Consider the following 22975-nt stretch of genomic DNA (forward strand, 5'->3'; position numbering starts at 1 on the left):
TCGCTTCGCTCCTTGCTCCGCCCTGGAATGACGAAATCATGGGCGGCATCGCGCACCAATGCGTCAATAGAATCGAGCCGTTAAAGCCGTGTTGTGGACTACGCGGCCGGCGCGCGGCGCTCCAGCATGTCGATGCCGAGCAGGTTGCGCACATTCGGCCGTGCCGCCACGAGATCGGCGATCGTGTAGCGGGCAAGCACGGCGAAGAAGGCGTTGAGCGCCTCGCGCAGTGCCGAATTCAGCGCGCAGCTGTCGACCAGCGGGCATTCGGCGGCGTCGTTCTCGAAGCATTCTGCCATGGCGAAGCTTTCCTCGGTGACGCGCACGACGTCGAACAGGCTGATCGCCTCGGCGGCCCGGCCAAGCCGGACGCCGCCATTCCTGCCGCGAACCGTCTCGACGAGACCGTTCTCGACCAGCGGCTGCAGGATCTTGAACAGGAAAAGCTCCGACACGGAATAGGCGGCCGCGATCTCTGGAATGCGGCTCAACCGGTCATTGTTGGCGGCACAATACATCAGGATGCGCATGGCATAGTTGGTTTGGCGCGTTAGCCGCATCTTGTCCTCGCTAGACGCTGGCGCAACCCACGCCAGTTTCCAAAAACTTTGCCGCGCGGCTCCTATCCGGAATTCGGATTCGCCACGCTGGCCTCGACCCGAATATGGCTTATACCTTGGAATAATTCCAGACTGGCATCGTTTGATAGATGAATATTCTCGTCAACTTTATGTGCGCGGCGGTGCGAAAGCTTGGGAAATCGGCCGTCGCGGGCATTTTGGCGGCCGAAGCACTAGATAGGCTGGGATCGACGAGGAGCGGCTCATCATGTCTCAATCGGCCCAGTCCCTGGCGTCTATCCGTTTCGACACCGACGCGGTCGCCAAACTCTCCGCGCTGCGGCGAACCAAATTCATAGCTACGGCCGCGCTGGCGCTTTGCGTGCTGGTGTTTGTGCTGGCCAAATCGTTCCAGGGCACCTATCCATGGCTGGGGTTCGTCGCTGCATTCGCCGAGGCGGCGACCATCGGCGGCCTCGCCGATTGGTACGCGGTGGTGGCGCTGTTCAGGCGGCCGCTCGGGCTGCCGATCCCGCACACCGCCATCATTCCGGAAAACCAGAACCGCATCGCCGACAATCTCGGCCGTTTCATCGAGGTCAACTTCCTGGCGCCGGAGCCGGTGCGGGAAAAGCTGGCCGAGGTCGACTTTTCGGCGCTGGTCGCCGACTGGCTGGCCGATGCCGAGCGCGCCGCCGGCCTGTCGCGCTTCGTCGTGCGCCTGGTGCCGCAGACGCTTGCCGCCGTCGAGCAATCTGGGCTGCGCGGCTTCGTCACCAGCCGCATGCTCGAGCAGATCGAAAAGGTGCCGTTGGCGCCACTGGCAGCCGAGCTGTTATCCGCACTCACCGATGACCGCCGCCATCAGAAGCTGTTCGACGAATTCATCAAGGTGATTGGCCGTTTCCTCAACGATGAGCAGGCGCTGGCGACGATGCGCGAGAAGATCCGCGAGGAACTGCCGTCGCTGTTCAACCTGTTCAGGGCCGACGCCTATCTGCTGAAGAAGATCGTCGCCTCGGCGGGCTCCTTGCTCGACGAGGTGCGGGCCGACCCGAACCATCCGATGCGCGCCGAGTTCGACCGTTTCGCGCAAGGCTTCGTCGAGCGGCTGCGGACGTCGAAGCAGTATGCCAGGCGTGCCGAGAAGATGAAGCACGATTTCCTCGCCAGACCGGAAGTCAGGGCGCTGGCCGGCGATATGTGGGAGAGCCTCAGCCTGTTCATCGAACAGGACGCCAAGGCGCCGAATTCGGTGATCCGCGCGCATCTCGCCAACATGTTCGTCGAGGTCGGGCGGCACCTTGCCGGCGATGCGCAGATCCGGGCCGACATGAACCAGGGGTTCGTCGTGGCGCTGGCCTCCTTCGTCGAAAGCCAGAAGAGCGGCGTATCGAAATTCATCGCCGACCAGGTCAAGCGCTGGGACCTGGCGCAACTGACGCGGCTGATCGAGATGAACATCGGCAGGGACCTGCAATATATCAGGTTCAACGGCATGATCATCGGCGGACTGGCGGGTATCGTGCTCTACACGATCGAGCTGCTGCTCCCGGTCAATTGATGCGCCTCGCTCGCCAGGCCTGTGTTCGAAATGGACATACGGCAGCCCAGTGCTATTCTCCCGATGAGGGCACCGCATCCGCGGCAACAGGGGAGAAGACACTCATGGCAAAGCAACCGGAATCCGATTCCTTCATGGACATGTTCGGCAGGTTTGGCCGCGACCTGAAGGTGCCCAATGTCGATGTCGAGGCGATCCTCGCCCATCACCGCAAGAACCTCGAAGCCTTGGAGAAATCGGCGCGCGCCAGTGCCGCCGGAGCGTCCTCGCTGCTGTCGAGGCAACGCGAAATGCTGCAGGACACGCTGCGCGAGGTTACCGACATGGCACAGAGCTACCGGGCGCCGGGGAACCCCCAGGAACTCATGGCCAGGCAGACGGACTTCGCCAGGAAATCCTTCGAGGCCGCGCTCAAAAATGCCGGTGAAGTGGCCGAACTGGCCAGGAAATCCGGCACCGAATCGATCGACATCCTGCGCGCGCGCATCAAGGAGGCGATGGAGGAGATACGCGCCGGCTACGGGCAGAAGTAGGCTTCCCTGTCGTTCCGCCTTCGGCCAAGCATGCCGGTTGGCAATTCCGCAACCTTGCGCATAGTTGCATTGGCGCCACGCCACAGGCTCCCGGCAGCTTTGGACGGTCCGAAAATCCGAATTCGACCTGCCATTGCATGGCAAGGCATGGCACGATTCAGCCGGAATTCGGCGGAACGGATTCACGCAGGGCGAATTGACAGAGGCGGTCAGTTCGTGGTCCGGAGGCGCTGCAAGCTATCGGGAAAGCAGGAATGACTGAAGTACGGCTTAAAACGCCGCCAACCTACGAGCAGTTGAGGACGATGTCCGGGCAGGAGCTCGGCGTCTCGGAATGGACCACGGTCGACCAGAACCGTATCAACCAGTTCGCCGAATGCACCGGCGATCATCAATGGATTCATGTCGATCCCGAACGGGCGCGGCGGCAGAGCCCGTTTCGCACGACGATCGCGCATGGCTACCTGACGCTGTCGATCATCGGCGCGCTGGCGCTCGGCATGGGCATCGTGCCGGAGAACACCCAGGCCGCCTTCAACTATGGCTTCGACAAGGTGCGATTCCTGGCGCCGGTCAAGGTCGGTGCGCGCATCAGGCTGCGCACCACGCTGCTTTCCATGGAAGACAGGGGCCCCGGCCAATACCTGATGAAGGCCGCCAACACGGTCGAGATCGAGGGTGAGGAGAAGCCTGCATTGACGGCGGAGACGCTGGTCATGCTCTATGAGCGCCGCAAGCGGGCAGGGGCCTGAGCAGCGTTCGCCCAAAGCCCCCCGCAGGTCACGCAATCCCGGGCTGTGGACGGCCGGAAATGCGCAACGATAAGAGCGCGAGCACCAGCGCAACCAGCGCCATGGCCGTTGCCGTCGCAAAGGTGACCTGCATGCCCCGGGCGGCCGAAGCGGAACTCAGCATGTCCTGACCTGTTCCTTGCCGAGCACCGGCCGATGCGACCGCGAATATTGCGCCCATCAAGGATGCGCCGGTGATGAGGCCGAGATTGCGCGACAGGTTGAGCAACCCCGATATGACACCACGCTCGCCGGCACCGACACCGCTCATGACAGCCGCGTTGTTGGATGTCTGGAACAGGGCGTAGCCGAAGCAGGTGACGGTGATCGGAACGACATAGCTGGCAATGCCGAGTTTCGTCATGGCGAGGGATAGAAGGGCTGTACCCGTGGCGAGGCTGATCAGGCCGGCGACCATCATCCTGTAGGCACCAAACCGATCCGAAAGCCGCCCGGCAAGCAGCGCCGACAGGGTCGAGACGAGCGGCCCGGTCGAAAGCACCACGCCGACCATCGCGGCATCGAGCCCCAGCCCCCGCGACAGATAGAACGGGGCGACGACCAGGGTCGCCATCATCACCGTGGCGACGATGAGGCTCATGGCCAGGCTGGCACTGAGCCGCAGATCCCGGAAGCTGGCAAGCTGGACCAGAGGGTTCTTCACGCTCCTCTGCGCGACAGCGAACAGCACGATGCCGGTCGCGGTGGCAGCCAGCAGGCCGACATTGAGCACGCCGAAATTACCCCGGCCAAGCGTCATGGCCATCGCATAGGCGGCCAGCGTCAAGCCCAGCAGGACGGTGCCTGTCGCGTCGAACTTGCCTTGGGCGGCCTGGGCTGCCTTGTTGGCGCCAGGCAGCGCGCGCCAGGCGAGGACGAAGGTCAGCAGGCCCAACGGAACGTTGACGAGGAAGATTGCCCGCCAGCCGAGGCCGGCGATCATCAAGCCGCCGAGCGAGGGGCCGAGTGTCGTGCCGATCGCAGACATGGCGCCGAGCAGGCCCATGGCACTACCGGTCCGGTCCTTGCTCACGGTCTCCGCGACGAACGCCAACGTCAGCGCCATCATCAGCGCCGCGCCAAGTCCCTGCATGGCGCGAGCCGCGATCAGCAGCGAGAGCGTCGGCGCCAGGCCGCAGAGCACCGATGCCGATGTGAACAGCGCGATGCCGCCAAGCAGCAACGGCCGGCGCCCGAACATATCGGCCAGCCGGCCGGCGCTGACGATCAGCGTGGTGATGGCGAGGAGATAGGCGAGAACCACCCATTGCACGCCCTGGAAGGACACGCCGAACGCCTGCATCAGCGAGGGCAGCCCGACGCTGGCAATGCTGGTTCCCAACGATGACAGCAGGGTGGCGAGCGACAGGCTCGCCAGCGCCCAACCGGCGGATTGAATTTTCTGCGAAGCTGGTATCGGCCTCTCCCGATTTTGCTCAGCGGCTGCCATGGCGATCTCCTTTCCACTCGCTCCGTCCTACCGGAGCAACCGGAGATCTAGCCCTGTCTCTGATATGGCGGAAGGCGCAGCATTTGCATCATATTCGTGCATCAGACGCCACATCATGTTATGCACCGCGGATGACATCCCCCGATCTCAATCTGCTCTTCGCACTCGACGCCTTGCTGGCGGAAGGCAGCGTGGCGCGGGCCGCGCGCCGTCTGCGGCTCAGCCCCTCGGCGATGAGCCGGACGCTGGCGCGGCTGCGCGAGGCGACGGGCGATCCTCTGCTGGTCCGCGCCGGGCGCGGCCTGGTGGCGACACCGCGCGCGGAGGAGTTGCGGCAACAGGTCGGCCGGGCTGTCCAGGACGCGGAAGCGCTGCTGCGTCCTGCCGAGTTGCTTGATCTCCCGCGCCTGGACAGGGTCTTCACGCTGCGCACCAATGAGGGCTTTGTCGAGGAGTTCGGGCCGCGTCTTGTCGCCCGCGTCGAGGCCGATGCGCCTGGGGTGCGGCTGCGTTTCGCGCCGAAGTCCGACAAGGATGCGATGTCGCCGCGCGACGCGGCGATCGACCTGGAAATCGGCGTGGCAGGCGAAACCGGGCCCGAAGTGCGCATCCAGGCGCTGTTTCGCGACCGCTTCATCGGCGCGGTTCGAGCAGGCCATCCCCTGGGCGAAAGCACGGTGACGCCCGAGCGCTACGCGGCGGGCCGGCATATCAGCGTTTCCCGGCATGGCCGTGAGAAGGGGCCGATCGACGACGCCTTGAGCGCGCTTGGCTTGCAGCGGATGGTCGTGTGCATGGTCTCGGGTTTCTCGGCGGCGCTTGCCATGGCACGTGCTTCCGACCTGATCGCCAGCGTGCCCGAACGGCATAGCGCCGGCGCGCGCGCCGGGATGCACAGTTTTGCGCTGCCTGTCGCCACCGTGGAAGTCACCATTTCCATGCTTTGGCACCCGCGCCTGGATGCCGATCCGGCGCAACGCTGGTTGCGCGAGTGCGTGCGGGAGGTCTGCGCCGGCCGCTGAGCGAATGCGGCGCGGGATCAGTGCGCCATCGCCGTTTCAAGCACCTTGAAAATCCGGTCGTCTCCGCACTGGGCGACGTTAAAGCGCACGAAACGGCTCGCTGTCTGCGACAGGCTGAACGCATTGCCGGGCGCCAGCACGACATTATCGGCCAAAGCGCGACGGGCAACTTCGGCCGCGGCGACGCCATCGGGTAGGCCGCACCACAGGAACAGGCCGGCCGGCTGGTCGATCCAAGGCGTGATGCCGATTGCCTTCAGCCGGGCGCCGGTCTCGGCCATTGCGCGTGCAAGCTTCGCGCGCAGCAAATCCATATGCTTGCGGTAGCTGCCATCCTTCAGCAGCGTCAGGACCAGTTCGGCCGCCAGCCGTCCGCCGCCGAAGGTCGTGGCAATCTTGAGGTCGGTCAGGCCCTCGATCCAGTCGCGGGGCGCGGCGATGAAACCGCAGCGGACCGACGCCGACAGCGTCTTGGAGAAACTGCCGATATGGACGACGCGGCTGAGGCCATCGAACGCTGCCAGCCTCGGGGCAGGGGTGTGTTCGAAATCGGCGAAGATGTCGTCCTCGACGATGGTCAGGTCCGACTGGTCGGCGAGCTTCAACAGACGGTGCGCGGTGACCGGCGACAGGATCGCACCGGTCGGATTGTGGATGGCGGAGTTGGTGATGTAGAGGCGCGGCCGGTGTTCGGCCAACGCCTGCGCGAACAGCTCGATATCCGGTCCTGACGGCGTATAGGGAACGCTGACGACCTTGGCGCGATGGGCGCGCAGCAAAGCGTGGAAATTGAAATAGCAGGGGTCGTCGACCAGCACCGTGTCGCCAGGTTCGATCAGGAACCGGCACAGGAGGTCGATGGACTGCGTGCCCGATTCCGTCAGCATGATCTGTTCGGGGGAGGCTTCGATGCCATGCCCGGCCATGCGCCGCGCCAGCAGCTGCCGCAGCGGCGGCAGGCCAAGCGGCGTTCCGTAATCGGCAAGCGCGATATCCTCGGCACGCGCGACCGTGCGCAGGGCGCGGCGCAAGCCGGCCTGGGGCATCCATGAGGCCGGCAGCCAGCCGCAGCCGGGTTTCAGGGTTTCGCCGCCGGCATCCAGCGACTGGCGTGACACCCAGAGCGGATCGACGGCACGGTCGAGCCGAGGACCGATCTCGGCCAGCGACAACGGCGCCAGCGATCCGGCGGCGTAGAAGCCGGAGCCTGGCCGCGAGCGGATCGCGCCTTCGGCGGCGAGCCGCTCATAGGCTTCGACGACGGTGGATTTCGACACCCGCATGGACTTTGCGAAGGCCCGGATCGAGGGCAGCCGGGCTCCCGGTGTCAGGCTGCGCGCGGCAATCCTATGACGGATGGTCGCCATGACGCTTTCGACAAGCGTCGCGCCGCCGTCGAGCCTTGTGGTCAGCTCCATCTGTACTCCTCGTGTGGCCATTACAGTTTTGTGGAATTGTACTGCATTGTCTCTGGTGGCGCCATGGGGTGAGCCCGATAGAAGGCCCAACAGAAGGAGCTTTTCATGGACAAGGCTGCGAGCGGCTGGGTGAGCGGTTTCATCGGCGTGTTGATCTTCAGTGGATCCTTGCCGGCGACACGCGTGGCGGTGATGGATTTCGATCCGATCTTCCTGACCTCGGCCCGCGCCGCCATAGCCGGCCTGCTCGGTCTGGCGCTTCTGCTCTTGTTTCGCGAGAAGCGACCCGAGCGGGGCGACTTGCTGTCCCTGGCGATCATCGCGCTTGGTGTGGTGGTCGGTTTTCCCCTCTTGACCGCGCTGGCGCTGAAGCACGTCACCTCCGCGCATTCCATCATCTTCGTCGGCCTGCTGCCGCTGGCGACCGCGACCTTTGGCGTGCTGCGCGGCGGCGACCGTCCCCGCCCGGCCTTCTGGCTGTTTTCATGTCTGGGCAGCGCGCTGGTCGCGGGTTTCGCCCTGATGCAAGGCGTGACCGCTTCACCGGTCGGCGACAGTTTGATGCTGGCCGCCATCATCGTTTGCGGGCTGGGCTATGCCGAAGGGGCCGCGTTGTCGCGCCGGCTTGGCGGCTGGCAGGTTATCTGCTGGGCGCTGACGCTGTCGTTGCCTATCATGCTGGTGCTGACTTTCGCGACGCTGCCACCGTCCTTCGCCGGCGTCGGCCCCAACGCCTGGATTGGTCTCGCCTATGTCTCGCTGTTCAGCATGCTGATCGGCTTCGTGTTCTGGTATCGCGGCCTGGCGCAAGGCGGCATCGCGGCGGTCGGCCAGTTGCAGCTGCTGCAGCCTTTCTTCGGCCTTGCGCTGGCGGCGACCCTGCTGCACGAGAAGGTCAGCCCGCTGATGATCGTCGTCACGCTCGGCGTGGTGGCATGTGTGTTCGGGGCGAAGAAATTCGCGCGGTAGTCGGGAAGAGACTCCCGCACCTAGAATTTCGTCACCACCCCAATGCCGATGCCCTCGAAGCCACCCATCGCCATCAAGGCCGCGGGCGCCTCCTCGAGACTGATCTTTTTGCCGACCAGCAGTTCGGGCTTGAGCTTGCCGGTGCGGATCATCTCCATCAGCGCTGGGTAGCGATAGGCCTGCATGCCATGGCTGCCGAGGATCTCGAGTTCGAAGGCGATGATCTTGTCCATCGGCACTTGCGGGCGGGCGTGCTCGCCCAGCATCAGGCCGACCTGCACGTGGCGGCCGCGCCGGCGCAGATTGGCGATGGAATTGAACGATGTCGTGGGGTGGCCGAGCGCGTCCATCGACATATGCGCGCCGCCATTGGTGATCTGCTTGACGGCCTTGACCACATTCGGCGTCGTCGAGGCGTTGATGGTGGCGACCGCGCCGATCTTCCTGGCGAAGTCCAGCTTCTCGTCGGAGAGATCGATGCCAATGACATTGGCGCCCATCGAACTGGCGATCATGATCGCCGACAGGCCGACGCCGCCGCAGCCGTGCACGGCCACCCATTCGCCCGGTTTCACCCGGCCCTGATCGACGATGGCGCGGAACGAGGTGACGAAGCGGCAGCCGAGGCTGGCGGCGGTGGCGAATTCCATCTCGTCGGGCAGGCGCACCAGGTTGGTGTCGGCATGCTCGATGGCGACATATTCGGCGAAGGAGCCCCAAGCGTTGAAGCCGGGCTGCGACTGATGCTCGCAAACCTGGTGATTGCCTGACGTGCATTCGAAGCAGCGGCCGCAGCCGACGGCGAACGGCACGGTGACGCGCTCGCCCGCCTTCCAGCGGGTGACATGCTTGCCGGCGGCAACCACAATGCCGGCGAGTTCGTGGCCCGGAACATGGGGCAGGCGGATATCGGCGTCATGGCCCATCCAGCCATGCCAGTCGCTGCGGCAGAGCCCGGTCGCCTCGACCTTGATGACGACGCCGTCAGCAGCCGGCTTCGGATCGGGCACGGTCTGGATCGTCGGCGCTTCGCCGAATTTCTCGAAGACGACGGCTTTCATTGGCAACTCCACCCTTGAGACGGCATACGCTGGCGGGAACGATAGCCGATTCCGTGTCCGGTCAAGCGGAAATCGATTCCGCCAGAGCGGCGGCAACTCCGCAGGCTTCCCTATTCGGCATCGATCTGGTTCTGCGGCGCGGCTTTCTGGAAGGCTGGCAGCGCCGTGCAGGCGGCGTTGATGCGGGCGATCGTCGGGTAGGGCGTCAGGTCGACGCCGAAGCGCGCATTGCTGGTGACCTGTGCCGCGAGGCAGATGTCGGCCAGCCCCGGCGCTTCGCCATGGCAGAATGTTCCGGTCCGCGGTGAGGAGGCCAGAATCTTCTCAAGCGGCCCGAAGCCTTCATTGACCCAGTGGCGGAACCAGTTGGTGATGTCCTGGTCGCCCGCGCCGAAAAGGGTTCGCAGCGAGGTCAGCACGCGCAGATTGTTCACCGGGTGGATGTCGCAGGCGATTATCTGCGCCAGCATCCTGACACGAGCCCGGCCCGACGGATCCTTCGGCAGCAATGGCGGATCGGGCTGCGTCTCGTCGAGGAATTCGATAATTGCCAGCGACTGCGTGAGCATCGTGCCGTCGTTCCATACGATTGTCGGCACCAGTCCCTGCGGATTGAGCGCGAGATAGGCGGGCTCCAGATGCTCGCCATGGCGCAGATGATGCGGGACGTAGTCATAGCTCAGCCCCTTCATCTCCAGCGCGATCCGCACCCGGTGGGAGGTGGAGGAACGATAGTAGTTGTGCAGGACGATGTCGCTCATGATTTCGGCTGGCCGATGGTTATCTCGATCGTGCCGATGCCGTCGATCCCCCCGGTCATCGTCTCGCCCGGCTTGACCGCGCCGACACCGGCGGGCGTGCCGGTGAAGATCAGGTCGCCCGGTTGCAGCTCGACTGCTTCGCTGCAGATCGAGACGATGTCGGTCACCGGCCAGATGAGTTCGGCCAGATCGGCATCCTGTTTCACCGTGCCGTCGACGGCGAGCCAGATACGACCTTTCGCCGGGTGCCCGGATTTTTGCGCGGGAACCAGTGGGCCGCAGGGGGCGGAGCGGTCGAAGGCCTTTGACCAGTCCCATGGCCGCGCCGCCTTCTTGGCGGCATCCTGCAGATCGCGGCGGGTGAGGTCGATGCCGACGCCGTAGCCCCAGACGTGATCGACCGCCTTGCCGTGGGTAATGCGAAAACCGGCGGCACCGATCGCGACCACCAGCTCGATCTCGAAATGCAGGTTCTCGGTGAGAGGCGGGTAGGGAATCGTCGTGCCGGAATCGACCACGGCATCGCCGGGCTTGGTGAAGAAGAAGGGCGGATCGCGCTCGTCATTGCCGAACTCGCGCGCGTGCGCCGCGTAGTTGCGGCCAACGCAGAAGATTCGCCGCACGGCAAAGCGCTCGGCTGAGCCGGCGATGGCGACAGAAGGCGTTGGCGGCACGGGTAGGACGAATGCGGTCATGTGGAGCCCTGGAACGACTATCGGAGAATTACGGCACCTTCGGTCGATTTCGAGGGGCGGGCAAGCCGCCGCATTTGGCGCGGCAACAATTCGCAAAAGGTCGTACAAGGAATCCAGATGGCGGCGGTATACTATTTGGCAATAATCCGCTCGTGATCGCGGGGCTACCTTATGCCCGAAACTGAATAGGGCTCGAAACCAACGCCATGACGTCAGCCACTGATTGTGCCCGGTTCCTGATCATCGACGATCACCCGTTGTTTCGCGAGGCGCTGCACAGCGCCGTGCAGATGGCTTATCCAGAGGTCGACACGGTGGAAGCGCGCTCGATCACGGAGGCGGTGGAATTGCTGGCCGACGCGAAGCCCTTCGACCTTGCGCTGCTCGATCTCAGCATGCCCGGCGTCCATGGTTTCGATGGGCTGCTGCAGCTCAGGACCCGCTATCCGCGCCTGCCGGTGGTGATCGTGTCCGGGCATGAGGAGCCAAGGATCATTTCGGAAGCGCTTTCCTATGGAGCCGCCGGCTTCATCCCGAAATCGGCGCGCAAGAGCGACCTAGCCAATGCCATCCGCTCGGTGATGGACGGCGCGATCTATGTGCCGGAAACCTATGAGGGCCAGCCGCGGGACGCCGACAGCAGCAACCGCGCCGACATGGTCCAGCGCCTGTCGACGCTGACGCCGCAGCAGCTGAGGGTGCTGCAGATGCTGCGCCAGGGCCTGCTCAACAAGCAGATCGCCTATGAATTGCAGGTGGGCGAGACCACCGTCAAGGCGCATGTCTCGGAAATCCTTCGCAAGCTCAATGTCTACAGCCGCACGCAAGCGGTGATCGAGGTGTCCAAGCTGGACAATGCGGAGTTGTTTCGCGATCAGGCAGGGTTTTAGTCTTCACGCTCCCCTTGTGGGAGGGTTGATCCGCGAAACGGAGCGGGGTGGGGCCCGCGCTGCGCAAGTCAACCTGCCTCGGCGCTATGCCAGCAAATGCGCCAGCAGCGCGCGCAATTGCGCCGGCTTCAGCGGCTTGCGCATCAGTTCGATACCGCCGGCCCGGGCCGCCTTCGCAACGTCCTCGGAACTGTCGGCGGTAACGATCAGCGCCGGCACGGCGCGGCCAAGATAGTCGCGGACCTCCGATATGGTGGCGGTGCCGAGATCGCCGTCGTTGAGATGCTGGTCGGCGATGATGATGTCCGGAACCCAGTCGGTGTCGCCGAGCAGATCGAGCGCGTCGTCAGTCGAGGTCGCGGATCGCACCAGGCATTGCCAGCGCTCGAGCAGGAAGGTCATCGCCTCCAGAACCTCGGCGTCGTTTTCGACCAGCAGCACCTTGGTGCCGAACAGGCCGTAGCCGCGGGGCCGCTCCAGGCTGGCGGCGTTGGCGATGGCATCGGCCGGCGCGCCGATGCCGACGGGGACATCGATGTGGAAGATTGTGCCGCGTCCGACCTTGGATGAAAATGTCACGGGGTGGCCAAGCGCGCTGGCCATGCGGCGCACGATGGCCAGGCCGAGCCCAAGCCCGCCGCCGTCGAATTCGGCTCCGGCCTGCGAGGTGCCGCGATGGAACTCCTCGAACACCGCCTCGCGCTGATCCTCGGGAATACCGCAGCCGGTGTCGGCGACGTCGATGCGGATCGTATCGCCGCGATGGCGTGTGCCGACAAGGACGCCACCCGAACGCGTGTAGCCCAACGCGTTGGACAGAATATTCTGCAGGATGCGGCGCAGCAGCGTCCGGTCGGAGCGGACCACGGCATTGACCGGCCGGAATTTCAGCGACAGCCGTTTCATTTCCGCGACCGGCTGGAAATCCGAGCGCAGCGACGAGAACAGCGCCTCCAGGCTGACGTCGCCGATGTCGGGCCGCACGACGCCGGCATCGAGCTTGGAAATGTCGAGCAGGGTGCGCAGCAGATCCTCCATTGTTTCCAGCGAGCGCTCGACCTGCCGAACCAGCTTCCTGCCTTCGTCGCTGGTCTGCACCTCGGCGAGCGCCGAGACGGAGAGGTGGGCCGCGTTCAGCGGCTGCAGCACGTCATGGCTGGCAGCAGCGAGAAACCTTGTCTTGGAGAGGTTCGCCAGCTCGGCATTTTCCTTGGCGGCGCTGAGATCGATGTTCGACTGCTCCAGCCGCCGCAAGGTCGAGTGCAGTTCCTCCGTGCGCGTGCGCACCCGATTTTCGAGTGAGATGGCGGTCTGGAACAGCGAGAAGGCATTGCCTTGCTGGTCCATCGACCGCTCGACGCGGCTGACCAGTGCGGCGTTGATCTTCTTCAGCTTTTCGAGATCGCTTATGTCCCTGAGCGGCATCTTATTCCGCCGCCCTATTCAGCCGCTTGGCGCTCGCCGAAAGCGATGCCGGTGAAAGTCTGGTTCAGATGCATCGACCGGTATTGCTCACCATAGGTGCCGAAGCCAATGACATTGTTGACCCGGTAGAGTTCCGAAATATCGCGAAAGACCTGCCGGTTGCGCGCATCGAGGCGGCGCAGCACGCAGTCGAAGCCGAGGATCAGGTCGATGCCGCCCAGCCTCTCCTCGACCTCGCGCAAGGCCGCGCGCGTCGATTCCACCATGTCCATGGGCTGCGCGATCGACAGCACGACACCGTCGTCGATGGCGCAGAAGAACGACAGCGAGCCATCGGCGTGCATCCTCTGGATCGAACGGCAGTAATATTCGCCGCCCACCTTCACCACCACCGGGTGCGAGGCGAAGCTCAGCGGCGTCAGGGTCTGCGGCACGATGCCGACGGAAGCGGCATATTCCTCGGCCGCGTTGGTGGCGTTGAACTCCCGCACGATGCGATGATCGGCATCGGACGCCGTCACCACCAGCTTCTCGTCGGTCGGAACGAAATTGTCGGTCTTGAAGACGTGGAAGGGAATTTCCGTGACGACCAGCACAATGATCGCGCTGTCGGAGGTGACCTTGCCATTGGAGATCAGGCGCGTCGTTTCGAATTTCAGATCGTCGCCGGCCGAGCCGCCGAGCAAAGGGATGTCGTCAAGGCCCCAGTGGATGGCGGAGCTGACCGCTTCCTCGGCATAGGACAGCCCGTCGATGAAGCAGAGGGCGAAGGTATTCCTGGTCCTCTCGCCGCCGACCCGGCCGCGCAGCGTGCGCCGAAGCGCCTCGACCTCGCCGGTGATCCTGTCCATACCCGATGAGGACAGGTTGTCGACCATGGCACTGACCGCGGTGAACGAGGCCGAAGGAAGCAGCATCGCCAGCATGTGACCTTCCTCGAGCCCCTGCGGCGTGATCTCGCCGGCAGTGGAACAGCCGGCGTGATGGAGCCCCGGCGCATGGACCGAAAGCGCCCGTGACAGAGCGCCGGCTTCGACAAGACTCTGGGAAAAGAACAGGAGGGCAAAGCCGGCGTCGATCGCGCCGGCCTCTGCGGCCACCGCGCGTGCGAAGGCATCCGGATCCGGCTCGTCCGTGGTCAGCGCCGACAAGCCGCATCCGTAGCGCGTCCGTGAACTGGTCAGCGGCGTTCTCCCGCATTTCCTCCAACGCTGTTTTATGCGCGGCTGTTACAAGCTTCTGGCGCGCAGCGTCGAAGGCATTGTTGCTTCCAATCGGCGGTTTGGCAATGGGGGCGAGGGGAGCGCACCTTTGGCCCTGGCCATGACCGAAAGTACAATGATCCGCCTTTTCCGTCGCGCTGTTTTTTGCCCGTTATGCGGTGTACGAATAACGCATGGCCGAGTGCCAGCGGCGCGTCGGCAGCGTGATGACCAAGGTCGATACCCAGGGAGGATTCATGTCGGACGTTTCGTTGATGGTCAACGGCAGGCGGGTCAGTGGCGTTGCCGAGGACCGAACGCTGCTGGTTCACTTCCTGCGGGAGAATCTTGGCCTGACCGGCACGCATGTGGGTTGCGATACCTCGCAATGCGGCGCTTGCGTCGTCCATGTCGACGGGAAGGCCGTGAAGTCCTGTACCATGCTAGCCGTCCAGGCTTCAGGGTCGACCGTTGTCACGATCGAAGGTCTCGCCAACGGCGCCGACCTGCATCCCGTGCAGGCCGCGTTCAAGGAATATCACGGCCTGCAATGCGGATTCTGCACGCCAGGCATGATCATGGCGGCGACCGACATGATCAACCGCCATCCCGAAGGCCTCGACGAGGCGACGGTGCGAGCCGAGCTCGAAGGCAATATCTGCCGCTGCACCGGCTACCATAACATCGTCAAGGCGATCATGGCCGCATCGAAAACGATGTCGAAGGGCGCCACCAAGGGCAAAGCGAAACAAGCTGCGTGAAAGAAGAGTGAGTGGTCAGTAGTCAGTAGTGATTGGCTAGGCCTGATCTACTCACTGCTCACTACTGCTCCAGTAATTCGGGAGGATTTCTGCAATGGGCATCGAAGGTGTTGGCGCTCGCGTGGCGCGCAAGGAAGACAAAAGGTTCATCACCGGCGCCGGCCGTTATGTCGACGACATGGTGGTTCCCGGCATGAAGCATGCGGCCTTCGTGCGCAGCCCGCACGCGCATGCGCAGATCAAGAAGATCGACGTCAAGAAGGCACAAGGCATGCCTGGCGTCATCGGTGTCCTGACCGGCAAGGAGCTGAAGGCCGACGGCATCGGCAACCTGATCTGCGGCTGGATGATCCATTCCAAGGATGGCTCGCCGATGAAGATGGGCGCATGGTCGCCGCTGGCCGTCGACAAGGTCCGTTATGTCGGCGATGCGGTCGTGGTGGTGGTGGCGGAAACCAGGGGCCAGGCGCGCGACGCGGCCGAGGCCGTCGAAATCACCTACAAGGAGCTGAAGGCTGTCGTCGATGCGACCAAGGCACTTGAGAAGGGCGCGCCGCAAATTCATGCCGAGGCCGAGAACAATCTGATCTTCGACTGGGAGCTCGGCGACGGCAAGGCGACCGACGCGGCGATCAAGGCGGCGGCCCATGTCACCCGCATGAAGATCGTCAACAACCGGCTGGTGCCGAACGCCATGGAGCCGCGCGCGGCGCTCGGCCACTACGACAAGGCCGAGGACCACTACACCTGCTGGACGACATCGCAGAACCCGCATGTCGCGCGGCTGGTGATGAGCGCGTTCTACAACATCGCGCCGGAAAACAAGCTGCGCGTGATCGCACCGGACGTTGGCGGTGGGTTCGGCTCCAAGATCTACATCTACCCGGAAGAGATCGTCTGCCTGTGGGCTTCCAAGAAAACCGGCGTGCCGGTCAAATGGGTCGCCGACCGCACCGAGAGCTTCCTGTCCGACGCGCATGGGCGCGACCACGTCTCGACCGTGGAAATGGCCTTCGACAAGAACAACAGGATCACCGGCCTGAAGGTCGACACGATCGCCAATCTCGGCGCCTACATGTCGCTGTTCTCGTCCTGCGTGCCGACCTATCTTTACGCCACGCTGCTGTCGGGCCAGTATGACATCCCGGCCATCCATGCCAATGTGCGCGCCGTCTACACCAACACGGCTCCCGTCGACGCCTATCGCGGGGCGGGGCGGCCGGAGGCGACGTATGTGCTGGAACGCACGATGGAAGCCGCCGCGCGCGAGCTCGGCGTCTCTCCCGCCGAACTGCGACGGCAGAACTTCGTCACCTCCTTCCCGCACCAGACACCGGTGATCATGAACTATGACGCCGGCGACTATGGCGCCTCGCTCGACGCGGCGATGGAGGCCTCGGACTATGCCGGGTTTGCCGCGCGCAAGGCCGACGCGGCCAAGAGAGGGCTGCTGCGCGGTATCGGCATGAGCTGTTACATCGAGGCCTGCGGTATCGCACCGTCGGCCGCGGTCGGCTCGCTCGGCGCCGGCGTCGGCCTGTGGGAATCGGCCGAGGTGCGCGTCAACGCGGTCGGCACGATCGAGGTGCTGACCGGTTCGCACAGCCATGGCCAAGGCCATGAGACAACGTTCGCACAACTCGTCAACCAGCGCCTTGGGGTGCCGATCGACAGCGTCTCGATCGTCCATGGCGACACCGACAAGGTGCAGATGGGCATGGGCACCTACGGTTCGCGTTCGGGCGCGGTCGGCATGTCGGCGATTGCCAAGGCGCTCGACAAGGTCGAGGCCAAAGCGAAGAAGATCGCCGCCCACCTGCTTGAGGCCGACGAGGGCGACATCGTCATCGAGAATGGCGCACTGAAGGTCGCCGGCACCGACAAGAACGTGCCTTGGTTCCAGATGGCGCTTGCCGCCTATACCGCCCATAATCTGCCGGCCGGCATGGAGCCGGGGCTGAAGGAGACGGCGTTCTACGATCCGTCGAACTTCACCTTCCCGGCGGGCTGCTATATCTGCGAGGTCGAGATCGATCCGGAGACCGGGACGACCGAGATCGTCCAGTTCGTGGCCGCCGACGATTTCGGCAACATCATCAATCCGATGATCGTCGAAGGCCAGGTGCATGGCGGCATCGCCCAGGGCATCGGCCAGGCGCTGCTGGAAGGCGCCCATTACGACGCCAGCGGACAGCTGCTGACGGCGAGCTACATGGATTACACCATGCCGCGTGCCGGCGACCTGCCGTCGTTCAAGGTCTCGACGTCGAATACCCCATGTCCCGGCAATCCGCTCGGCATCAAGGGCTGCGGCGAGGCGGGCGCCATCGGCTCGCCGCCGGCGGTTATCAATGCCGTCACCGATGCCGTCGGCATCGCCGATATCGCCATGCCGGCTTCGCCGTCCACCGTGTGGGCCGCGATCCGCGCCGCGAAGCACTGAAACGGAGTGAGTAGGAAGTAGTGAGTAGTGAATAGAAAGGCCTTCGCCAACGGGCAGCTGACTACTGACTACCCATTACCCACTACTCACTACAGGCTACGCACTTTTCACCCCAGGGGAGAAATCTAATGTACGCAGTCAATTACCACCGTGCCGCCTCGGTCGCCGATGCCGCGAAGCTGGTCAAGAGCGGCGATGCCAAGCTGCTATCGGGCGGCATGACCTTGATCGCGGCCATGAAGACGCGGCTCGCGGCGCCTTCCGATCTCGTCGATCTGTCGCGCATCAAGGAACTGCAAGGCGTCAAAGTATCGGGCAAGACGATCACCATTGGCGCCGCCACGACGCATTATGACGTCTCCAACGACGAGAAGCTGCGGAAGGCCTGTCCGGCGCTTGCCCATCTGGCGTCGCTGATCGGCGACCCGGCGGTACGCTACAAGGGCACGATCGGCGGCTCGATCGCCAACAACGATCCGGCGGCCGACTATCCGGCGGCGCTGCTGGCGCTGGGCGCCACCATCGTCACCAACAAGCGCGAGATGTCAGCCGACAAGTTCTTCAAGGGGCTGTTCGAGACGGCCTTGAAGGATGGCGAGATCATCACGGCGGTCTCCTTCACGGCGCCTGCGAAAGCTGCCTATGAAAAGTTTCGCAACCCCGCCTCGCGCTACGCGATCGTCGGCGTGTTCGTGGCCAAGGGCAAGGACGGCGTCAGCGTTGCCGTCACCGGCGCCGGCGATGAGGGTGTCTTCCGCTCGAAGGAGATCGAGGCAGCACTGGCGAAGAGTTTCGACGCCGCTGCGCTCAACGGCGTCAACGTGCCGGCCAAGAACCTGATGAGCGACATGCACGCTTCCGCCGACTACCGCGCCAATCTGATCACGGTCATGGCCAAGCGCGCGGTGGCTGCGGCCAATGCCTGACATTAGAGCGGCTCATCGTTTCCACGGAAACGCCGAACCGCTCTATCCCTTGTTTTTGACGCAATTCCTGACGGAAAACCGCTTCACACTTTTCCTGGAATTGCTTGCCAGTTGCAGACAGGAAAGGGGCCGTCGCGGGCCCCTTTTTCGCGTATGCGGCGGCCTGTAGCTGCCCCAGTTGCTGATGGAATGGCTGCAGCGCACCATCCTTTTGCTGGAAGCAATTCCGACCCCTGCCTGCCTCGGAACTGCGTCGGCGGCAATCTCGCACTTGCACAAATTTATATTGCACTGCAGTATGGGTTGGGCGGGAATGCGAGCCGGGTTCGGAATGCGTACCGCCGTGCCCTTTCGCATGCCAATGCGAAGGGATCGGCATGTCCGAAATTTCCGCGACCCAAATGGTTCCGTCCCGATCCGTCGTCGACAGATCGGCCAGAACAAGACTGGCCTATCTCGATGGCTGGCGCGGCCTCTCGATCGCCCTGGTGCTGATCGGGCATTTTTTCCCGATTCCCGGAATCAATCTCGGCGTGCTGGGCGTCGAATTCTTCTTCGTCCTCAGCGGCCGGCTGATGGCCGAGATCCTGTTCATCGAACGCTACCCGCTGAAGAAATTCTTCAAACGCCGTTTCTCGCGCATCTATCCGGCGCTTCTGGTCTTCGTCATCGCTGCCATGGTCGCGCTCTCCGGTACGTTCGTCGCCTTCAAATGGAAGGCGGCGCTGACGGCGCTGACCTTCACCTACAACTACGCCGGAATTCTCGTCACCCGTGCCGGGGCGCTGGACCATATCTGGTCGCTCTGCGTGGAGGAGCACGCCTATGTGATCCTGGCCCTGATCAGCGCGACCGTTGTCAGCCGCGATCGCGTCATCCCGTTGCTGCTGGGGCTGGCCCTGCTCGCCATGGCGAATGGCGCGGTCTCGTACTGGGCGTTCAAGCTGGACTACGAGGCCACTTACTGGCGAACCGATGTGCACATCGCATCGATCCTGCTGTCGGCCTCGATCTGCCTGCTCAAAGCCGACGGCAGGCTGCCGGCGGTGTTGAAGGGGCCCTATGTCGCTCCGCTTGCGGCAGCCACGGCGATCTTTCTTTTCATGGATGCGGTGCCAACGCCGATCCACTATCTCCTGGCGGTGCCGCTCCTGGCCCTGGCCGTGAATGCGCTCGATTTCAGCACTGGCTACCTCCGCGGATTGCTGTCCTGCCTGCCAATGACGATGCTCGGCCTGTGGTCTTATTCGCTCTATCTATGGCAGCAGCCGTTCTACAAATTCGTCTATGAGCAAGGCGGCAACCCGTGGCCGATGCTGGCCGGCGTTTTTGCCTGCGCACTCTGCAGCTACTATGTCATCGAGCGCCCGGCGCGCGAATGGCTCAACCGCAACTGGTGAATGTGGCAACCGCAGCAGCGTCCGATTGGGTTGGACCGACCTGGCGGGTTGCCCAGGAGGCAGGCCGACCTTCATGGTAAGACTAAACGGATCGCCCCTTCTTCTTCTTCTCGACCAGATAGCGCCGCAGACCCGCTTCGCCGCGCGGCGTGGTCCAGCGATGATTCCAGGCGAACGCCGGTCGCAGCAACGGGGCGAGGAATTTGAGGATCGGCCTCTCGACCGTGACTTGCCACGTCAACCGGACATGTGTGCCGGTGTCTGACGGCGACAGTTCCGCCCGCCACAGCCCGTCGAAATCGCCAAGGGTTTTCACCACGACCAGCCGGGCGGGTTCAAGTTCCGCGGCCTCGATGATGAAGTTCAACTCATAGGGCAGGGCGCCGCGCGCCCTTGCCCTTGCACGCGAACCGATGGTCGCCTTGCCCTTCCTGTCGAGCGGCACCACCTCCTTGTAGACATCTCCCCACCAGAGCGGCAGCAATTCGGCGTCCGACAGCACCTCCCAGACCTCCTGCGGCGTGCCTTCGGGAATGTGCCAGCTTTCGTCGAAGCGGAAGACGTTGCTCGGCATCGCGGTTCCTCCGATGGGGGAACGCTATATTAGGTACTGCTTCTTTATGTAGCCAGGGCCACAGAGGTCAGGCGACGATCTGCCTGACGTAATAGCGTACCGCTTTCTTGCCGCCATGGATCACCGCGTCGCCCACTTCGGCAAAGCCAAGGGCGGCGTGGAAGGCATCCGATGTGGGGTTGGGCGGGTCCGTGTTGACCTCGCAGGTGACCAGCGCGTGGCCGGCGCGCCGGGCATGGTCGAACAGGTCCTGATAAAGCCGACGTGCATGGCCGCGGCCCCTTGCATGCGCCGCCACGACGACGCGATCGACATAGATGAAGCGTTCGTAGCGTTCGCGGAACCAGACGAAGTTCGGGCTGTCGTAATTCGCGTCCTGGTCGAAGGTCATGATGAAGGCTTCAAGGTCGCCGATGCGGCGCGCATAGAAGGACTCGCCGAGCAGGTACGACAGCCGCTCGGCTTCGAGCCATGACAATTCAGCGGCATGCTCGTTGTTGAGCGCCAGTATGGCCGCTTCGTCGTCCTGCGCTATGCGGTCTATCGAGGCGGTCATGCCTTGGCCGCCGCGATCGTTGCCGCCACCAGCGGCGTATCGGTCAGTGTGTTGCGGTACTCGCGGTCGAGATCGGAGCCGCCCATGCCGACCTTCGGATTGCGGTAGCGCATGGCGCTCGGCACGTTCTTGAGGGCGGCGAAATGCATTTCGGCCAGCCCGGTCTTTGCGCGCACCTCGGCGATGTTGCCGAGATCGAGCCCGCCGCAGCCCAGGATGATGATGCGGTCGCCGGCCTGCCGCACCAGATCGGCCAACAACGCCAAACCTTCGATCGCCGTGTCGCGCTGGCCGCTGGTCAGCACGCGGCCGATCTTGCAGCGGATCAGCGCTTCCAGCGCCTCGATGGGATCGCGCGTCATGTCGAAGGCGCGGTGGCAGGTGACGTTCAGGGAGCCCGCGGCCTCGGTCAGTTCGCCCATGCGCTTCTCGTCGATGGTGCCGTCGGCGTTGAGGCAGCCGAACACCACGCCGGGCACGCCGAGCTCACGCAGCGCGGCGACATCGGCGAGCATCGAGCGGTACTCGGTCTCGCTGTAGAGAAAATCGCCGCCGCGCGGCCGCACCATGACGTGGAACGGGACGGTTGCCTGGTCCAGCGCGGCGCGCACCGTGCCGAGGCTCGGCGTGATGCCGCCTTCGACAAGGCTGGCGCACAGTTCGACCCGGTCGGCGCCGGCAGCTTGCGCGGCGAGCAGGCCATCAATACCTTCGACACAGATTTCGGTCAGCGGCGGGCGAGGTTCTGCGGTCAAGGGGCGATCCAGTCCATGATGTTGTGGAAAGCCCTAGCACTCGGGCGGGCAGCGCGAAAGCGTGAACGGTGCGCCGCCATTTGGACCAGATGACATTTCCCTGCTTGACAGTCTTATAACCGCAGAGTTATGAGTTAACCCATAGCTGACGGGTTATTGATTGCCCATGCACGGTGCGACGACAACAAAAGGAGCAAGGCATGACCGAAACCAAATCGATCGTCGTCGAAAGACTGATTCCCTATTCGGCGGAAAGGATATGGCGCGCATTGACCGTGCCGGCGCTCGTCGCCGAATGGCTCATGCAGAATGACTTTTCTGCGCAAGAGGGACATCATTTCACCTTCCGGGCGGCGCCGGTGACGGGCTGGTCCGGCGTGACGAATTGCGTGGTGCTGAAGATCGAGGCGCCGCGGCTGCTGGCCTATAGTTGGGGCGACGGAACGGAATCGGACAGCGGGTTGAAAACCGTGGTTACGTGGTCGCTGACACCCGAAGGCCCGGTGACGCGGGTGCGGATGGAGCAGTCGGGATTCCGGCCCGCCGACGAGCGGGGCTATATCGGCATGGGAAGCGGCTGGCCGCGAATTCTCGAACGGCTCGAGCAGGTGGCCGCCAAGCAGGGCGGATAGCCCAGCCGACAGCCGGCGCAGCCGACCATCTCTGTCAAATTCCAAGCCTGGACGCGCTGCGCCCGGGTCGGAAAAACGCGTCCTGACCAAGCACTTCAAAGGAGAAGATCATGCAAGCGAGAATCAAGAACCCGGTGATGCTCATTCCGGGCGCCCTGCAGGCACTGCTGGCGCTGGACAGGTCGACCGAGGCGGCCGACGTGCCCTATGTGACGCGCAAGCTCATCCATCTGCGCGCCAGCCAGATCAACAACTGCGCCGTCTGCGTCGACATGCATGCGCGCGAACTGAAGAAGGCCGGGGAGAAGGACGAGCGTATCTTTGCGCTGTCGGCATGGCGCGAGACGCCGTACTTCACCGATGCCGAACGCGCGGCACTCGCCCTGACCGAGGCCGGAACGAGGCTCGCCGACCGCCCCGATGCCGTGCCGGACGATGTCTGGGATGAAGCCGCGCGGCACTATGACGAAAATGCGCTCGCTGCCTTGGTTATCCAGATCGCCCTGATCAATGCCTTCAACCGGCTGAACGCGGCCACACGACAGATGGTCGGCGCCTGGGGCTGACGGGCGGGTTCAAGCGTCCCC

The 22975-nt window shown here is 63.9% G+C and carries 23 protein-coding genes; 12 read left to right on the forward strand and 11 right to left on the reverse strand.

Translation table 11 applies throughout. The features are described 5' to 3' along the window. Nucleotides 1–98: 98 nt before the first annotated feature. On the reverse strand, nucleotides 99–560 hold the full coding sequence (gene rirA / locus FJ958_RS06985; protein ID WP_137934645.1) for an iron-responsive transcriptional regulator RirA: 462 nt from the start codon (nucleotides 558–560) through the stop codon (nucleotides 99–101). A gap of 268 nt (nucleotides 561–828) precedes the next feature. On the opposite strand from rirA, the gene FJ958_RS06990 reads away from it, so the two are divergent. The 3 genes from FJ958_RS06990 to FJ958_RS07000 all read left to right on the forward strand — a co-directional run bounded on the left by FJ958_RS06990 (nucleotide 829) and on the right by FJ958_RS07000 (nucleotide 3409). Beyond that, nucleotides 829–2124 carry a DUF445 domain-containing protein gene (locus FJ958_RS06990; RefSeq protein ID WP_140740991.1) on the forward strand — a complete coding sequence of 432 codons (1296 nt, stop codon included), beginning with the start codon at nucleotides 829–831 and terminating at the stop codon, nucleotides 2122–2124. A gap of 104 nt (nucleotides 2125–2228) precedes the next feature. After that, a complete protein-coding gene (locus tag FJ958_RS06995; RefSeq protein WP_140740993.1) occupies nucleotides 2229–2657 on the forward strand; it encodes a phasin family protein in 429 nt (142 codons plus the stop codon). A 254-nt stretch (nucleotides 2658–2911) separates the two neighbouring features. Further along, the gene (locus tag FJ958_RS07000) at nucleotides 2912–3409 is read left to right on the forward strand and encodes a MaoC family dehydratase (RefSeq protein ID WP_140740995.1); all 498 of its coding nucleotides are present in this window, start codon (nucleotides 2912–2914) and stop codon (nucleotides 3407–3409) included. Nucleotides 3410–3437: 28 nt separating this feature from the next. Here FJ958_RS07000 and FJ958_RS07005 read toward each other — a convergent pair whose 3' ends face one another. Further along, on the reverse strand, nucleotides 3438–4898 hold the full coding sequence (locus tag FJ958_RS07005; protein ID WP_140740997.1) for an MFS transporter: 1461 nt from the start codon (nucleotides 4896–4898) through the stop codon (nucleotides 3438–3440). A 131-nt stretch (nucleotides 4899–5029) separates the two neighbouring features. Between FJ958_RS07005 and FJ958_RS07010 the strand changes: the two genes are divergently transcribed. After that, nucleotides 5030–5920: a LysR family transcriptional regulator gene (locus tag FJ958_RS07010; RefSeq protein ID WP_140741278.1), complete on the forward strand. Its 891-nt coding sequence runs from the start codon at nucleotides 5030–5032 to the stop codon at nucleotides 5918–5920. A 17-nt stretch (nucleotides 5921–5937) separates the two neighbouring features. Here FJ958_RS07010 and FJ958_RS07015 read toward each other — a convergent pair whose 3' ends face one another. Next, nucleotides 5938–7338 (reverse strand): PLP-dependent aminotransferase family protein, encoded by a 1401-nt coding sequence (locus FJ958_RS07015; RefSeq protein ID WP_140740999.1) that lies wholly within the window; start codon nucleotides 7336–7338, stop codon nucleotides 5938–5940. A gap of 105 nt (nucleotides 7339–7443) precedes the next feature. Between FJ958_RS07015 and FJ958_RS07020 the strand changes: the two genes are divergently transcribed. Further along, the gene (locus FJ958_RS07020) at nucleotides 7444–8307 is read left to right on the forward strand and encodes a DMT family transporter (RefSeq protein ID WP_140741001.1); all 864 of its coding nucleotides are present in this window, start codon (nucleotides 7444–7446) and stop codon (nucleotides 8305–8307) included. 20 nt (nucleotides 8308–8327) lie between these two features. Here the strand turns inward: FJ958_RS07020 and FJ958_RS07025 are convergent, their stop codons facing one another. The 3 genes from FJ958_RS07025 to FJ958_RS07035 form a co-directional block, all read right to left on the reverse strand. Then, entirely contained in the window at nucleotides 8328–9368 is a 1041-nt protein-coding gene (locus FJ958_RS07025; RefSeq protein WP_140741002.1) for a zinc-dependent alcohol dehydrogenase family protein, read from the reverse strand. A 110-nt stretch (nucleotides 9369–9478) separates the two neighbouring features. Next, a complete protein-coding gene (gene maiA / locus FJ958_RS07030; RefSeq protein WP_140741004.1) occupies nucleotides 9479–10129 on the reverse strand; it encodes a maleylacetoacetate isomerase in 651 nt (216 codons plus the stop codon). Beyond that, entirely contained in the window at nucleotides 10126–10824 is a 699-nt protein-coding gene (locus FJ958_RS07035; protein WP_140741006.1) for a fumarylacetoacetate hydrolase family protein, read from the reverse strand. Before FJ958_RS07035 ends, maiA begins: the two co-directional genes overlap by 4 nt. A 206-nt stretch (nucleotides 10825–11030) precedes the next feature. On the opposite strand from FJ958_RS07035, the gene FJ958_RS07040 reads away from it, so the two are divergent. After that, the gene (locus tag FJ958_RS07040) at nucleotides 11031–11714 is read left to right on the forward strand and encodes a response regulator transcription factor (protein WP_140741008.1); all 684 of its coding nucleotides are present in this window, start codon (nucleotides 11031–11033) and stop codon (nucleotides 11712–11714) included. 84 nt (nucleotides 11715–11798) lie between these two features. Here the strand turns inward: FJ958_RS07040 and FJ958_RS07045 are convergent, their stop codons facing one another. Beyond that, nucleotides 11799–13139, reverse strand: coding sequence for a hybrid sensor histidine kinase/response regulator (locus FJ958_RS07045; RefSeq protein ID WP_140741010.1), 1341 nt, complete (start codon nucleotides 13137–13139; stop codon nucleotides 11799–11801). 14 nt (nucleotides 13140–13153) lie between these two features. Next, nucleotides 13154–14290 (reverse strand): FIST signal transduction protein, encoded by a 1137-nt coding sequence (locus FJ958_RS07050; protein WP_140741012.1) that lies wholly within the window; start codon nucleotides 14288–14290, stop codon nucleotides 13154–13156. Nucleotides 14291–14598: 308 nt separating this feature from the next. On the opposite strand from FJ958_RS07050, the gene FJ958_RS07055 reads away from it, so the two are divergent. From FJ958_RS07055 to FJ958_RS07070, 4 genes are all read left to right on the forward strand, one after another. Beyond that, entirely contained in the window at nucleotides 14599–15102 is a 504-nt protein-coding gene (locus FJ958_RS07055) for a (2Fe-2S)-binding protein (protein WP_140741280.1), read from the forward strand. Between the two features lie 94 nt (nucleotides 15103–15196). Continuing rightward, entirely contained in the window at nucleotides 15197–17545 is a 2349-nt protein-coding gene (locus FJ958_RS07060; protein ID WP_140741013.1) for a xanthine dehydrogenase family protein molybdopterin-binding subunit, read from the forward strand. A 128-nt stretch (nucleotides 17546–17673) separates the two neighbouring features. Beyond that, nucleotides 17674–18471: a xanthine dehydrogenase family protein subunit M gene (locus FJ958_RS07065; RefSeq protein WP_140741015.1), complete on the forward strand. Its 798-nt coding sequence runs from the start codon at nucleotides 17674–17676 to the stop codon at nucleotides 18469–18471. A gap of 377 nt (nucleotides 18472–18848) precedes the next feature. Further along, nucleotides 18849–19871: an acyltransferase gene (locus FJ958_RS07070; protein WP_140741017.1), complete on the forward strand. Its 1023-nt coding sequence runs from the start codon at nucleotides 18849–18851 to the stop codon at nucleotides 19869–19871. An 82-nt stretch (nucleotides 19872–19953) separates the two neighbouring features. On the opposite strand, the gene FJ958_RS07075 is transcribed toward FJ958_RS07070, so the two are convergent. From FJ958_RS07075 to FJ958_RS07085, 3 genes are all read right to left on the reverse strand, one after another. Next, complete coding sequence (locus tag FJ958_RS07075) at nucleotides 19954–20445, reverse strand: SRPBCC family protein (RefSeq protein WP_140741033.1); 492 nt, start codon at nucleotides 20443–20445, stop codon at nucleotides 19954–19956. Between the two features lie 67 nt (nucleotides 20446–20512). Beyond that, a complete protein-coding gene (locus FJ958_RS07080; protein WP_140741034.1) occupies nucleotides 20513–21001 on the reverse strand; it encodes a GNAT family N-acetyltransferase in 489 nt (162 codons plus the stop codon). Beyond that, nucleotides 20998–21756 carry a copper homeostasis protein CutC gene (locus FJ958_RS07085; protein WP_181176312.1) on the reverse strand — a complete coding sequence of 253 codons (759 nt, stop codon included), beginning with the start codon at nucleotides 21754–21756 and terminating at the stop codon, nucleotides 20998–21000. Before FJ958_RS07085 ends, FJ958_RS07080 begins: the two co-directional genes overlap by 4 nt. A 200-nt stretch (nucleotides 21757–21956) precedes the next feature. Between FJ958_RS07085 and FJ958_RS07090 the strand changes: the two genes are divergently transcribed. Both FJ958_RS07090 and FJ958_RS07095 read left to right on the forward strand, forming a co-directional pair. Next, on the forward strand, nucleotides 21957–22388 hold the full coding sequence (locus tag FJ958_RS07090) for an SRPBCC domain-containing protein (RefSeq protein ID WP_140741038.1): 432 nt from the start codon (nucleotides 21957–21959) through the stop codon (nucleotides 22386–22388). 110 nt (nucleotides 22389–22498) lie between these two features. Further along, nucleotides 22499–22954, forward strand: a complete 456-nt coding sequence (locus FJ958_RS07095; RefSeq protein ID WP_140741040.1) for a carboxymuconolactone decarboxylase family protein — start codon at nucleotides 22499–22501, stop codon at nucleotides 22952–22954. Nucleotides 22955–22975 lie beyond the last annotated feature (21 nt).

Source organism: Mesorhizobium sp. B2-3-5, assembly GCF_006442395.1.
Taxonomy (GTDB): domain Bacteria; phylum Pseudomonadota; class Alphaproteobacteria; order Rhizobiales; family Rhizobiaceae; genus Mesorhizobium.